Source organism: Paenibacillus sp. FSL R5-0378 (genome assembly GCF_038009285.1).
Taxonomy (GTDB): Bacteria; Bacillota; Bacilli; order Paenibacillales; family Paenibacillaceae; genus Paenibacillus_AQ; species Paenibacillus_AQ favisporus.
On sequence record NZ_JBBPAY010000002.1, the window covers coordinates 124,397 to 139,862 of the forward strand.

The 15,466-nt window shown below is 48.3% G+C and carries 8 protein-coding genes and 1 pseudogene; 8 read left to right on the forward strand and 1 reads right to left on the reverse strand.

Going from position 1 to position 15,466, the window contains the following annotated elements; translation table 11 throughout:
• Window positions 1-238: 238 nt before the first annotated feature.
• Window positions 239-4,246, reverse strand: a complete 4,008-nt coding sequence (locus tag MKY74_RS34100; RefSeq protein ID WP_076175261.1) for a DUF5722 domain-containing protein — start codon at window positions 4,244-4,246, stop codon at window positions 239-241.
• Between the two features lie 545 nt (window positions 4,247-4,791).
• Between MKY74_RS34100 and MKY74_RS34105 the strand changes: the two genes are divergently transcribed.
• From MKY74_RS34105 to MKY74_RS34140, 8 genes and pseudogenes are all read left to right on the forward strand, one after another.
• Window positions 4,792-5,286 (forward strand): ThuA domain-containing protein, encoded by a 495-nt coding sequence (locus MKY74_RS34105; RefSeq protein ID WP_244169430.1) that lies wholly within the window; start codon window positions 4,792-4,794, stop codon window positions 5,284-5,286.
• 75 nt (window positions 5,287-5,361) lie between these two features.
• Window positions 5,362-6,219: an ABC transporter permease gene (locus MKY74_RS34110; RefSeq protein WP_076175469.1), complete on the forward strand. Its 858-nt coding sequence runs from the start codon at window positions 5,362-5,364 to the stop codon at window positions 6,217-6,219.
• Between the two features lie 67 nt (window positions 6,220-6,286).
• Window positions 6,287-7,174 carry a carbohydrate ABC transporter permease gene (locus MKY74_RS34115; protein WP_076175258.1) on the forward strand — a complete coding sequence of 296 codons (888 nt, stop codon included), beginning with the start codon at window positions 6,287-6,289 and terminating at the stop codon, window positions 7,172-7,174.
• A 209-nt stretch (window positions 7,175-7,383) separates the two neighbouring features.
• Window positions 7,384-8,928 carry a sensor histidine kinase gene (locus MKY74_RS34120; protein WP_167372923.1) on the forward strand — a complete coding sequence of 515 codons (1,545 nt, stop codon included), beginning with the start codon at window positions 7,384-7,386 and terminating at the stop codon, window positions 8,926-8,928.
• Window positions 8,929-8,934: 6 nt separating this feature from the next.
• Window positions 8,935-10,602, forward strand: a complete 1,668-nt coding sequence (locus MKY74_RS34125; RefSeq protein ID WP_076175255.1) for a response regulator transcription factor — start codon at window positions 8,935-8,937, stop codon at window positions 10,600-10,602.
• Between the two features lie 101 nt (window positions 10,603-10,703).
• Window positions 10,704-12,368 (forward strand): extracellular solute-binding protein, encoded by a 1,665-nt coding sequence (locus MKY74_RS34130; RefSeq protein ID WP_076175253.1) that lies wholly within the window; start codon window positions 10,704-10,706, stop codon window positions 12,366-12,368.
• Between the two features lie 159 nt (window positions 12,369-12,527).
• Window positions 12,528-12,758: pseudogene (locus tag MKY74_RS34135) on the forward strand (Rrf2 family transcriptional regulator); the annotation flags it as partial.
• Between the two features lie 650 nt (window positions 12,759-13,408).
• Entirely contained in the window at window positions 13,409-15,169 is a 1,761-nt protein-coding gene (locus tag MKY74_RS34140) for a glycoside hydrolase family 2 protein (protein ID WP_076175248.1), read from the forward strand.
• Window positions 15,170-15,466 lie beyond the last annotated feature (297 nt).

Genomic DNA, 15,466 nt, shown 5'->3' on the forward strand with positions numbered 1-15,466 from the left:
ATTTTGTACTTTTTTCAGCTCATCGCATCGATCATTTTACGAAATCGGCTACCTTTTTAAAGACGAGGTTCGATCATGCGAGCATTTTTTATTTTCACAGAAATAATAAAGTCGATTGTGTATGTAAGATACACAATCGACTATTAAATTGTTCTATTCCTATACTCTGATGACATATCATACCGCAGGTGATTCCGTCACTGAAGAAAAGAGCTGTCCTGCTTCATTTTGCAAACACTCAATTCGCGGTTGCTACTTTAGTGTATCCGATATAGTCCAGTTGGAATTCGGGGGTCCAGTTCGAGTCGTTAGGGATCTGAGGGAAACTGACACCTCGGAAGGAGATTTCGATCTTGGTCACCTGATTGCGAAGCGCCCAGTCTGCTATCCGGATGTCGATCCGATTCCACTGGTCCGCCGACATCAGCGAAGTGGACGTAATACTCTCTGTGCCGCTGTACAAGGTTACCTTCGACTCGTATGTCGCTCCTGACAAGCCGCCGTACGAATTGATATGATAGAAGAAATCTTCCGCACCGCTAAGATCGATTGGCTTGTCGGGCGTTACGGACAGAGTTCTCCATGTCGTTCCAGGTACATCATCTGATTTTGCGTTAAGCGCATAAGAACCTAATCTCGGCTTTGTCGGCCCATTCGGGAACCACTCAACCACAGATACGCTGGATACGTTTCCGCCGGCCTGCCATCTCTGCGTAGAACCTTCGAAGTTGTAGAGCAGCTCTTCGTTCGCCGGAAGATTGTCTTCGTTAGTGTTAGTAACGGTAGCCAATATTTTTGAGAACGTCCGCTCTTGATAGGTGAAGCTTGCCTTGACCGCTCCTGCGGACGGAGATGTATAAGCGCTTACGGTGAGAATGAACGTCTTGCTCTCACCAGTCTTGATGCCGCCTGTTTTAAGAGTGGACCGGCCGAAAACGATGCTTCCATCACCCGAAACCGTAATTTCCCCATTCATCGTCTTCTCGTCATGATTGGTGACCTTTACTTCGATTTGCGCGCCTGGTTCCAGCTTCGGGGAAAGCAGCTTCGTTTCGAGGTCGAAATTTCTGTAGCCACCGACCGGCGCAACCGTTTTATGGAATCCAACATCATCGACCAGGAACGATCCCTTCCAACCTGTTGGGGACGTCGACCTTACCCAAACTTTGATCCGGTCGATGGCGCCTGCGCCGCTCCAATCTTTCAAATTCAAGGAGACGTGATTCCAGTTCAGGGGATCAAGAACCGCAGTGCCTTCCGTAATCTTATCCCCACTGTATACCTTCACTTTGGCATAGTATGCTTTGTTCGCATTGGCATCCGGAATCTTGATGGCCATCGTCAGATTCGGCGCGCTTTTTACATTGAGCGGGTGCTGGAATCTCACATCCGCTCCCTTCCAATTCAGCGCGGAGTAATCGTTGAACTTCACCTGGAGCGAATGGGTGCCCGAGTAGGCGTACTGATCAGTGGTCTCGATCGACTGCGCATTGTCTGCGGCCTGCCAGCCGCCTGTTCCTTTCTCAAAGCCCTCCAGCTGCAGGGGGGTGTTGCCCTTCTTCACAAAGGAGACGCCGTTTACGGCCGGAATGGTCCTGTCAGCCAGCTTCGAAGGGTCGAACCCGGGAATAACACTCTCCCAGTCCGCAACCCCGATGACAGACTTGGCAAAGTCAGTCATCGCAAGCGATTGGTTGGTATCGATATATTTGAATACATCGTACATCTTTTTATGCTCGAGCGGGTTATTGGCGCTGCCCGGCAAAACCTTCCACAGCCCCAGCTTCAATCCGAACTCTCCCTCATGATCGACATGCCGGTGCAGAATGAATGAGTCAATGCCGTCCAGAAACTTGATTTTATAATATGCGTACGCATAGGCGGCAGCTTGTACGAGCTGATCTTCCTCTGTATTGGCCATGCTGTTGAAGCCCTGCTCGGATAGGATGATCCGGCGGATTTGACCGTTGTTCAGGAATTCCTGCTGCTTTAAGTAATCCACGAGCACTTGCAGGTTTTTAATCGTAATCCGCTTGGTGTTGAAGTCGTTCGTAGTCGTTGTGTCGTTCCAGAACCGCGGATTGGCTAAGTCTTCCGGATACGGATGGAAGGCGATATTCCAAGAAAAATTTCCTTCATTATGCGACATCTCGTTAATCATATTGACGATGACTTTATTGTCGTATTTCCAGAGTGAATCTGAAGATAAATCTTCGTACCAGAAATGGTCAAGCGAGACATATGAGCGTGCGTTTGCATAATGGCTCCTCACGATCGTGTCAATCAGGCGCAACGTTTGCACGTATTCACGCACATAGTTGTCGACCGTCTTCGGCCCCATGTTGTTCCAAATCTGGTTCTGGCCGACCTCGTTGCCGACGATGAAATTGACCGCTTTGCCATAAGCTTCATCGGGCCGTGAATACCTCTCTGCCAGAAACTCGGTAACGGCTTTGACGTATTTGACACCGATCTCGTTCTGCGTGTTCAAGGCGTACACGAGCCCCCCCGGTTGGGAATCCGGATGGATGAGATACTTGTTCGGCGTATCCGCACGCAAGTCGCGGTTCATAATCAGGATCAGGCTAATGATCGTGCCGTTATCGGACAAGCTCTTGATTTGTGAGTCTAGGCTGAGGACCGTACTCTTCTTGAAAAAGAACGTTTCTCCATCTACCACATAACGAATCGTGTTGTCTGGATTGCTGTTCGCCAAGTACAGCATGGTGTCATACCGCACGTTGATCGCCGCATGACTGACGCCGAGATCCTCCGCATCGTCCGTCATCTGCACCTGAAGCCCCTTGATACTCTTCGCTTTCGGGAACGGCTCTTGGTTGGGCGCCAGCTTCTCGGCGTTCGTGATGTAATGCGGCGCATCCGCAAGCGTCAGTCCGCCTGCGTTGTTCCGGAACGCAACGGCGAATTTGGAATACAGGCGATTATGGTCGCCGTCCTTAAGACTGATATCGAACGAGAACTTCGCCGCCATATCCTGCTCGTCCAGTGGAGTCAGACCCGACAAGTTGGCGGGATCCGCGTAGGTGGGAAGCTCGAAGAGCACGAGGTCGTCGTTCGCATGCTGCTTCACGTATTCCGCATTCACTATACCAGCGATCGTAATGCCAAGGCTGTCATTGATAGCAGATGTCGTTATTTTCCCGCTATATATCGGCGGGAATTTCTTAAAGCGAATGTCGTCGATCGCAAACGATCCGCTCTCAGCCGGAGCGAAAATCCGGAACTGTTTGATCGTACCCGACCAACCTGCCATATCCGACATATTGATATCGATCGACTGGGAGGTGCCGTTTGGCACAACATTGAATTCCTTGGATTTGACATCGTTCCATGACGTGTCCGACTCTGTAATCCAGGCTACTTTCAGCTTGGAAGCAGAAGTCAGATTATCCATGCTAACCTTCAGGCCGTTCATGCTGCTTGCATCGATCATCAGATCCGGCGATGCGATGTAAGCGCCCGCGCCCTCGATCGCGAAATTCGCTTTCCCGCCGGCAACGGCGAGCGAGCCTTGATGAGCCGTGAAGCCCTCCGAGTCTCCGTCACGGGAGAACCTCATATCCAGCGTGTTGGTCGCAATGATGTAGTCCAACTGGAAGCGCCCGTCCCAATAATTGTAGCCGGGAGCACCCGGAGCAACGCCCTCCAGATCGAAGTTTTGCATGAAAGAAATTTCCATCTTGGTGATGGCGCCGCGCTTCTCCCAGGAGGAAATATCGATGAATATGTGGTTCCATCGGTCGTAGGTAATTTTCGCGACCGATTCGAACACGCTCGCTCCGCTGTGCAGACGAATCTTCATGAAATAGCCGTCAGGCTGCCAGCCCCAGGAGTTAGCTGCAAAAGCGAGATAATGCTGGCCGGATAAATCAAGCGGTTCAGTGAAGTCTCGCGAGATCGTTCTCCACTCGTATACCTTGACATTCTCCGGCACCTGCTCCAAGCATCCGGCGCCTTCGAAAGGAATTAGAGGCGCGTTTGCGATGGTAGCGGCATAGTTGACCGATTTTGAATTGACGCCCGCCTGCCATGTCGCCACATCCGCCGGTGTGTTGAAATCATTAATCACTTTAATCGGATAAAATTCCTGTCCAGAGGATACATGGCTTGACTGCTGCAACTCAGACTCATAAAACCCAGCGAAAGCGGTTGCAAAAGTTAAGAATAGTTGAAGCAAAAGTGCGGCAGCAATTGCCGCCGAGGCAAACTTGATGCGTTTTCTCATTCTTGACTAACCTCCATTTTAAGAATTTGAAATCATAGATATGTAGATTATACTTTTTATCACCTCCAAATGACCGATAATTCAACATTAACGATATATAAGAATTATAGGATGTGGGAAATGGGGCTTGCTAGTGGAGGTTCTTTACATTGCGTATCTTCTGTTTACTTTACGTTGAGTACATACAGGTAGGAGCGTTACCGTGGCTGCGGGGTAACCGTGGCGAACTGCTGTAAAGCGTACGGAAAGGCAGGTACAAACCGAACTCTGTACGGTGCAAGGAAACCCCAAAACCCGGAGGCAGCGCACGGCTCTTGGGCATCCCGACTGTGATGGAACGATTCCTACAGTGAATCCTTTTGATGGGAATCCCACTCGACCGATAGGTAAATAAAAGATACGAAAAGTAAAGAACCTCCACTAGCAGGTTCTATTTTCCGCGTCCTATAATTTTCATACGTCCCGCACGAACTACGTTGGCGCAGTTCCCCAATCGCAGCCTGAGGTGAAATCTAATGATCAGCGTAACCATCTAGAATGAGTTCCTGCACGAGAAGGAGCCCGGCATCGTCGCCGAGGCCATCGCCGCAGGGATAGCCGGCGAGGATTTCAAAATCCGCACCGCCACCATGGACCAACCCGAGCACGGGCTCACTGAGGAAGTGCTAAAAGGCACCGACGTGCTGCTTTGGTGGGCGCATATGGGTTATGACAACGTGTCCGATGAGATCGTAAACCGCGTGCATGAGCGCGTCCTGAAGGGGATGGGGCTGATCGTCCTCTACTTCGGCCACTTCTCCGAGATCTTTAAGAAGCTGATGGGAACCTCCTGCGAACTTCGCTGGCGCGAGTTCGGCGAGGTGTTCTGCAGCGGCTGCATCTGCCACCGCGGCCAGGGCAAGGTGTTCTATTTCCGCCCCGGCCACGAAGCTTATCCGCGTATTAACGACGAGAATGTCCTGCGCGTGCTGTCCAACACCATCCGCTGGTACCAAGGAACTGCGCTGAACGAACATGCCGTTCAGAAACTATCATTTTGAAGGAGTAAGGAGGTCTGGGAATTGAGTGCAAATACAAAAGCGAGCTCGTTCCGGAAAAATCGCCAGCTGCATCTCATGCTGATCCCTGGTCTTATATTGATCTTGGTTTTCAATTATGTGCCGATCGCTGGTCTTATCATTGCGTTTCAGGATTTTAAACCGATCATCGGTTTCTCACAAATGCGATGGAACGGTCTCGATAATTTCCGCTATGTCTTTTCGCTCCCCGACTTTACGGTGGCTTTGCGAAATACCGTCATAATCTCTATCATGAAGATCGTCGCCGGATTGATAGTGCCGGTACTGGCTGCGTTGCTACTCAATGAAGCTCGTAACGTCCTGTTCAAGCGTTCGGTTCAAACCATCATCTATATGCCCCATTTCTTTTCCTGGGTTATTCTTGGCGGCATTATCATTGATGTTCTTTCACCAAGCCAAGGGATCGTTAATAAAGCCCTGGGCGCATTCGGAGTGGAGCCGATCTCATTCCTCACCAGCAACGATTGGTTCCGATATGTTATGGTCATTACCGATCAATGGAAAGAATTCGGTTTTGGCACGATCATCTATTTGGCCGCCTTAACGTCGATCGATCCCGGCCTCTATGAAGCAGCCATTATGGACGGGGCCGGACGATGGCGCCAGACTTGGAATGTGACGTTGCCGGGGATTTCTCCGATCGTCATACTGATGGCCATTCTCAGTCTTGGAAACATCCTGAACGGCGGTTTCGATCAGATCTTTAACCTTTACAATCCTCTTGTTTATGATACCGGAGATATTCTGGACACGTTGTTGTTCCGGATCGGTATCGAACAAGCCCAATACTCCGTTGCGACAGCCATCGGCCTGATGAAATCTATTGTTTCGTGCACCCTTATCGGTCTTGGATACTATCTGGCGTACAAAATAGCTAATTATCGAATATTTTAACGGTCATACGGTCGGGTTCAGCTTGTCCACATTCCGAATTCATGCCTAATAGAGGAGTGGTATACTCATGCATTTTATTTCTCGTCCGTATCGGATATTTCTGGTGTTCAATACGATTGTTCTTACCTTCCTTGCGCTGCTATGCTTGTTTCCGATTGTAAATGTGCTGGCGGTCTCCTTCAGTTCAAGCTCTGCGGCGGATGCCGGTGAAGTGGTGTTCTGGCCGGTCGATTTCACCCTGAAGTCTTATGAATTCGTTCTGCAAGGCGGAAAATTCAATACCGCTTTCTTGAACAGTCTGCTTCGTGTAGGATTGGGTGTGCCGATCGGCGCGATCATCACCATGTTGATCGCGTATCCGTTGTCAAAAGAAAGTCAGGTGTTCCCTCAGCGCACGTTATATGTGTGGATTTTTGTATTCACCATGCTGTTTAACGGAGGGCTGATCCCCACTTTTCTCGTTATAAAAGAGGTGCATCTGCTTAACACGATATGGGCCTTAGTATTGCCTGGTGCTGTTTCCGTATTTAACGTTTTGCTCATGTTGAATTTCTTCCGGGGCCTTCCGAAAGAATTGGAGGATGCCAGCCTGATTGACGGCGCCAGCCACTTCCGAACATTGTGGAGCGTTTACTTGCCGATCTCGCTGCCGAGCCTCGCGACCATTCTTCTGTTCACGTTGGTCGGGCATTGGAATTCCTGGTTTGACGGCATGATCTACATGAATCAAGTCGAGAAATATCCGCTCGCAACCTATTTGCAATCGATTCTGAACCTTACAACTCTTCCGCAAACGAACCTGACGCTAGAACAAGCAATCCTGCTTAAAAGTGTATCGAGTCGTACTGCACGAGCTGCGCAAATCTTCGTGGCTGCGTTCCCGATTCTAGTGGTCTACCCCTTCTTGCAGAAATATTTCGTTAAGGGACTAGTACTGGGAAGCGTTAAAGGGTAAAATTGGTGCGGGTGATGCCTGTGAGATTCAAATGGAATTCTATGATCATTAAGGTCATAATTTCGATTTTTCTAGTTATTTTGCCATTATACGGAATAAGCGTTTCCCTAACTTTCAATAGTTCGGACCAAATGCGCGAATCGATTGAGCGCACGAACGAATCTGTTCTAAGCTTTCAATTTTCAAGCTTGCAATTTGAATTGAACCGTATGAAAGATCTGGTGGGACAATTTTCGCAGGATGACGACCTTTCCGAGTTCAGTGCGCTGCTTCCAATCATGAACAAATATGATATCAGCCAACGATTAAACAGAATATTAATCAAGCTGGAGCAGATGAAATCCAGCAGCCCGTATATCAAGGATGTCTACTACTACTTGCCATCGCTGGGAAAAGTTGTTTCCGCTGCGAATCATATTTCTGACGATCCGGACGAGGCATGGAAAGGTCTCATTAAGAACAGGGGAGAGTTGAAGGGAGCTGTTTCCGAAAATAAGGGGGACCTATTCCTTTCTGCTGTCTCCCCTATTATGATTGGCCCTTCCTCGGAGCCGAATTTCGTATTGGCGATTCAGATCTCCATTGAGGAACTGAACAGGCAGCTTGGAAGTCTGCAAGAGGAGAATATCAGCGGGGCGTTTATAGTCTTCGGAAGCGGCAATCATGTGTTCATTTCAGACCGGGATATGCTGGAGAAATGGTCCGCACTGAAGGAACAAGAGAAAACAGGCTCTCCGAGGCAGCTTGTTCGAACGGTTACCGAAAAAGAACATTATTATTCCTTGAGGGATTCATTCTTCCAATTTGAAATTGTTAGCTTCGTATCCAATGATGTTCTTTATCAATCGATCCGTCGATACTCCGCATGGATGTGGATCCTTTCCATTGCCTCTTGCTTAATTGTAATCGTCTTCTCCTTCTGGATTTACCGTTTGATTCACATGCCTTTGGTCAAGCTGATCAGAGGGTTCAAAATGCTTGAAAAAGGAAACACGACCCAAAAAATCAGTCATAGAAGAGGGGATGAATTTGGCTATCTGTACAGCCAATTCAACAAAACGATTAATCGTCTTCACATCCTGATTGAAGATAATTATGTACAGAGGATACGGACCCAGGATGCGGAATTGAAGCATTTGCAATCTCAAATCAAACCGCATTTTCTGTACAACAGCCTGTTTACGATCAAGCAGATGGCGGAATTGGAGAACACGGAAGGCATCAAGGTCTTTTCCGATTACCTTGGACAGTATTTTCGTTTTGTCACGAGGGATTCGGCACGCGAAGTGACGCTGAAGCAAGAAATGGAGCATTCCCTAATCTATTTGCAAATTCAGCTAACCCGCTTCTCGATCCGGATAAAAGCAGAGTTCGAGCCATTGCCAAAGGAATTCGATTCCGTTCTGGTTCCTCGCATTATTCTCCAACCAATCTTTGAAAACGTATTTGAGCATGGCCACAAACATACGGGATCAGGAGGAATACTGCGGATGACGCATCGAACGGATGGCAACGTTCTCGTGATCGATGTGGAAGATAATGGACGAAGCCTTACCGATGAGAAATTGTCCGAATTAAAGAGCCGACTGGCCGTTCCTGCATCGCTTTGGAAGGATCGGGAGACGACCGGTTTGTTCAACGTCCATCAACGCCTTCGCATCCATTTTGGCGACGAATACGGACTGCGTTTGGAGAGGAGTCCGCTTGGTGGATTGAAGGTGGCTGCGCATATCCCTATCACTCGGAAAGGATAGATCGCCATGTATCGAATGTTGATCGTTGACGACGAGCCGATTATTGTAAACGGGTTGAACGAATATTTTACCAAAAAGGCATTACAGGATGTGGAAATCGTTCTAGCTTATTCTGCTCTTGAAGCGATCTCCCAGCTGGATTCATTGAAAATCGATGTTGTGCTCAGCGATATCTGCATGCCTGAGATGGACGGAATGGAGCTGCTCGACAATATTGAAGCCAGGTGGCCGCGGTGCAAAGTGATTTTGTTGACCGGACACGACGAATTTGATTACGCGCACAAAGCTCTGCGCAGCTCTTACATTGTGGATTATATCCTGAAAACCGAAGGCATGGAAAAAATAGGAGTAGCTGTGAATCGAGCGCTCGCCATGGTGAAAGATGAATTGTCGGTCTATCATCAGAAAGAGTGGCTGCAGATTGAGCTTCCCAAAGTGATGCCGCAGCTGCAGTGCCAGCTCTTGCTCGATTTGCTCCGGCGCACGGACATTGAGCTTTCTCGCGGCTTGCAAAGCGAATTCGAAGCGCTGAAGCTTCCGTTCAAGGCGGACAAAGCCGTCATGATCATCTTGTTCAGCGTTGAGAGCTGGGGGAAATATGAGACGGCTCAAGAGCGAAATCTCATGCTGTTTGCCATCGGCAACGCCGCCGAAGAATTGCTCGGCGCCAAAACCAATGTCAAATTCGTCGCTTATGACCATTCTTCGCTAATCGGATTCGTTCAAAGTCCCGACCCCTTATTCGAGAACGCCCAAAAGCTCGCGGAGAAGACGGCAAAATTCACACACGGAATGCTGGAAACGGTGCAGCAGGTTTGCAGGGATTTATTCGAGACCCCTTTATCCGCGGCTGCAAGTATGCTCATGCACCCTTTTACAGAGGTAAAACGTGAGGTGCAAAATCTGCGTTTGGCAATCTTGAACGGGCAAGCCAAGGGCGTTGAAAGGCTATCAATCGTGAGCTCACAGGAACATAACCCGAAGGAAAGTTCAGACCAATACAGCCGGCTGACCGGACAGTATTTACTGGGTCAAATCAAGCAATCCCTGCTTGATGAAAGTAGCAAGGAATGGCCACAACATTTCGAGAAATTTAGGGGATTGTTTCCACCGGACGGGCCGAGCGATCCCTTCGACCGAATGATAATCCTTCATTATTTTGCAGAAACCTGTCTCACCTGTTTGGAGGAGTTGGGTCTGAAGGATCAGGCGGTCTCGCAGACCGATCTGCCGCGCATCCTGGAGTTCAACAATTCGGTGCCATGGGAACAAACCTTGGCATTCTATCAAGTTATTTTCGAGTGGATGCAACATAGGCGAAGGGAGTACTTAAGTCGGGAAGAGTCTCATCTGATCGGAAGGATCGCCTATTTCATCCAAAATCACCTGGATTCAGATTTGTCATTGTCCCGCATCGCCCGGGAAGTATCCTTGAATCCTTCCTACTTGTCCAGATGGTATAAGCAAACCACGGGAAAAGGGATATCCGATTATATCCAGGAAGTGAAGATTGAGAAGAGCAAGGAGCTTCTGCAAAAGACATGCTATAAGGTACACGAGATTTCCGAGAAACTCGGCTTTACCGATCCGCACTATTTCTTTCGATTTTTCAAGAAAGCCACGGGCTGCACGCCGCAGGAATTCCGCAATCGCACGAGTGCGGCAAAAGAGTAGTAAATAAAAGATACTGAAAGTAAAAAGCGTCCACTACATGCCTCTCTCGTCGGAAATTATAATGAAGCCGTAACCAATAAACTAAGGGGGAATTCGAAACAATGAAGCGCTTTATTCAGATCTCATTTTTAGCTTTATGCGTGCTGGCGATTGCGGTGACAACGGCATGCAGCAACAACGGAGCTTCATACGCGAATAAGCAGAACGACAATTCGCCTAATTCGGGAAACGCTTCCACTGAGCCGCAGGGAAATGACGGGCCTTTTGGCAAATACGAACCGCCGATTACAATGCGCACGACTATGATGGATACGGAGTTTCTGAATGAAGGCGATACGATGAATGATAACGTATGGACTCGCGGTTTTGCGGACGAGCTGGGGATTAAGGTCAAATACGACTGGGTCGTGGACGGAGCGAACTACTGGGACAAGATGAACATTACGCTTACCGGGGGCAATTTGCCCGACATGCTGTTCGTCAACAGCCCCCAATTCAAACAGCTGCTTGAAGCCGGCCAATTGGAGGACCTCAGTGAGGTATACGAAAAGTATGCTTCTCCTCTGGTGAAAGAGTTTTACTCATCGGGCGGGGACGGACTGCTTGCTACGAAAAATGACGGCAAGCTTTATGGCCTGACCGAATACGGCGGTTCTTATGATACATCTCCAATGCTGTGGATCCGGACAGATTGGATGAAGAATCTTAATCTGAATCCTCCGACCACCATGGATGAAGTCATCAGCATGATAGAGGCCTTCACGAAACAGGATCCTGATAAGAACGGGAAAAACGATACGTACGGCCTTCAGTTGAACAAGGATCTGTTTTTCGGAGGAGATTTCAATCCTGTCGGATTCGCAAACGGTTATCATGTCTATCCTGCTCATTGGTTCAAGGATAACTCCGGCAAAATGGTTTACGGAAGCGTTCTTCCTGAAATGAAAACGGTATTGAGCAAGCTTCAAGAGATGTACAAAGCCGGTTATATCGATCCTGAGTTCGGCACGAAGGATGTGGCCAAAGCCGGTGAAACAGTCATGTCAAACAAAGTGGGATTATTCTTCGGGTACATGACTTCGCCATTTTCCGTATCTGGCATGATCAAGGATGGCAGCACCGCCGATTGGCAGCCTTATCCGATTCCTTCCGCGGACGGCAAGCCTGCGCTGGTTCAAAACAGAATGAATTTTGGCAACATATATGCGATTCGCAAGGGTTATGAACATCCTGAAGCTCTCATCAAAATGCTGAATTTTGCCGTTGAGAAAATGTTTGGCGAATCTGCCAAGACAGAAGTTGCGAAATACACGGGTACATCGGGTCAAGGCTTTCATGTTTCACCTGTAAAACTTTTGAAACCGAACAAAAACGTTTATATTTACCATAATGTAGTCGCTGCGCTCGAAGCTAATGATCCAAGCAAATTGAATAATGAAGAAAAAGGCTATTTTGACGGGATCAAGAAATATCGCAGCGGCGACAAATCACAATGGTGGTTCGAGCGGATCTTCGGTCCGAATAGCTCGCAGAAGGTCATACAGCATTATATCGACAACAAATCCATGTTTATGAATGAATGGGTATACCCGCCGACCGACACTATGGTCTCGAAGGGATCGACGCTCGATAAACTAGAATTGGAAACGTTTGTAAAAATAATCTATGGTCAAACATCAGTTGATAATTTCGATAATTTTGTAGAAAACTGGAAGAAACTTGGCGGCGACAAAATAATCGAAGAGGTTAACCAAGCCATGCAATAGGGAGGGAAAGGTTCATGGAGGATGAGCATTATCCTTAATAGGGATAATCTAGGAGAGGCCCATACAATCGCGCATGGGCCTATAGTTACTGGTCTGATTGACTTCTAGCTGTAACAAATAAAATATCAGTAAGCGCAACGGAAGAAGGATTAGTGGCGGGTGAACAGCGAATTTACAATTGCAGTTCATAGCTTGGTTTTCTTGGCTTACCAACCGGACAGCATGGCGACGAGCGAGGAGATCGCTTGCAGTGTCAACCCCCACCCGTCGCGGGTGTACAAGGTGATGGAGCCATCTGCGCAGAGGCGGCTACGTGACGACCAAGGAAGGGTTGGGTGGTTGTTATCTGCTGAATGCAGCCCCGACGAAGTGACCTTGGCAGAGATTTACACCGGGTTGCGGTGATGATGGTTTCACGCTTGCCGTAAACGTCAAACCTAACCCACCTGTAACACTGCCGAAATCCATGAGAAAATGAGTCCAATCTTGTGAAATTGGAGGTTGCCTCATGATCAAGAAAGAACAACGGCGCCGGGGCTCCTCCCCCATGCTGAGCCTCTCGGGCTCTCAGCGCATTAATTTGGCCCGGGCCTCGGATTTGCGATAGTCCATCGACGGGTTGGCCGCCTTCGTCTAAAAGCGCATGGGCCCGAATCCGTTTACGGCACATTCTCTTTTTCTGCAATCGCGACCGCATAAACACAAACAGGAAGCCGGACTCCTCTAGCTTATGGATATGCTTGGTGGTAATCTCGGGAGGATAGGCTTAATTCGCTGGCGAGTTCTTTAATATTCATCAGTCTAACGTTCAGCAATCCAATGATTCGCAATCGGGTCCCCGAAGTAAGGCATTCGAAATACGATACGTTGCTGGGCTGTACTTGAATAACAACGGTTATTATCAAATTATATAACTTACAAGTTAATCAAACAATTCGATATTGACGTTAAATTAGCCGTAATAAAAAAATGTTGACTTGAATGTGGTAACGATTATGTTATTTGAATAATTTATCTACTAATCATTGGGAGGTTTTGAAATGAAAGAGCAACTTCGGAAAGAACACCCTCGTCCACAGTTCGAGCGTCAAGATTGGATCAATCTGAACGGCGAATGGGAATTCGAATTCGATGACAGCAAGACCGGCGAACGGGAGAAATGGCACACTGGGGAGAAAAAGTTGTCGCGCCGCATTCAAGTCCCTTTCGCCTTTCAAAGCCGGTTGAGCGGTATTGGAGACCCTGCCTTTCATGATACGGTTTGGTACAGAACGACGTTCGATACGCCGAGTATGAGTGCAGGGAAACAGACGATCCTTCATTTCGGGGCGGTCGATTATGAAGCAACAGTGTGGGTAAACGGTGAGCTTGCGGCCAAGCACGAGGGCGGGCATACGCCGTTCAGCGCAGACATTACCAATCTACTGAAGCTAAATGGAAGCAACTCGATCGTCGTAAAAGCGGTCGACTTTAGTCAAGATTTGTCTTTACCTCGGGGCAAGCAATACTGGCTGGAAAAATCAGAAGCCATCTTCTACACCCGGACGACCGGCATCTGGCAGACGGTGTGGCTAGAAGCGGTCGGCCAAATCTATTTGGAAAAAGTGAGAATGACGCCGGATATCGATCGGAACGACATTGAGATCCGCATGTTCTTCAAGGGTTTGACGGAAGTGAAGGATACATTGAGCTTAAAAATCGATATTTCTTATCAAGGAAACAGAGTATGCAGCGATGTGATTCAGGTGAACAAAGCGGAAGAGACGAGAATCGTGCGGCTTGCGGATTCAAGTAGGCCTGCCGAAGAACGTTGGTGGTTCCCGGAGAATCCAAATTTGTACGACGTACGCTTCACGTTGCTGGAAGCTGATGCCGCTATCGACGAGACGAAGAGCTATTTTGGAATGCGTAAGGTGTCTATCGAAAACGGAAAGCTGTGCTTGAATAATCGCCCCTACTTTCAGAAGCTGGTGCTCGATCAGGGCTATTTCCCGGACGGCATTTTAACCCCGCCGAGTGATGATGGGATTAAGCGGGACGTCGAATTGACGAAAGCTATGGGTTTTAATGGGGTCCGGAAGCATCAGAAGTTGGAGGATCCGCGTTTCCTGTTTTGGTGCGACAAGCTCGGCTTGCTGGTATGGAGCGAGGCGGCGAATGCTTACAACTATAATGAAGCTTACGTTCGCCGATTTTTGAATGAGTGGCAGGAGTCCATCGAGCGCGATTACAATCATCCTTGCATCGTCGCCTGGGTTCCGCTTAATGAGAGCTGGGGCGTTCCGAATATCCAGATCGACAAGTTTCAGCAGCATCACGCTTTGACGATGTATCACCTGACGAAGTCACTGGATGTGATGCGTCCGGTCGTCTCCAACGACGGATGGGAATATACTTTAACGGATTTATTTAATATCCACGATTATGAGTGGCGCCGCGAGGTGCTGGAGGAACGTTATAGCTCCGTGGAGAAGACGTTACATAACATGCCAGCAGGACGGAGGCTGACCGTCGAAGGCTTCCCCTACGCTGGACAACCCATTCTTGTGACGGAATTCGGAGGTGTCGGATATAAGAAAAGCGAGTGGGAAGGATGGGGCTACTCCGGTGCGGAAAATGATGAGGATTTTGCCGCACGATTGCGAGCGGTTATCCATCCCTTGCTCGAATCAAGTATCATTCAAGGTTATTGCTATACGCAGTTGACCGATGTAGAGCAGGAAATTAATGGATTACTGACGTACGATCGTGTGCCGAAGCTGCCAGTTGAAGTGGTCAAGACGATTAACGAGGGAAAATAAAGATTGGGAAGGGATATCTGTTGGGCCTTTCGGTCTGAAGATATCTCTTTTTGCATTTCACAGGTAAACACAAGATACACAAGGTAAGGAGCATAATTGTTGAACATCTTGTGATCGTCATGGAGTTATCCAAGTAAAGCCCCATTGAGCGTTAACAATAAGTAGAAGGAGAACTTCATTCCATGTCTATGTCTTATCCCCGATGATCACAAGGAAAGTAGTCAGTGGATCAAAACCGCAGTTCACAGCTTCGACGGATGTATAAAGGCAAAGGCTTTTCATGTCAATGCATATAAC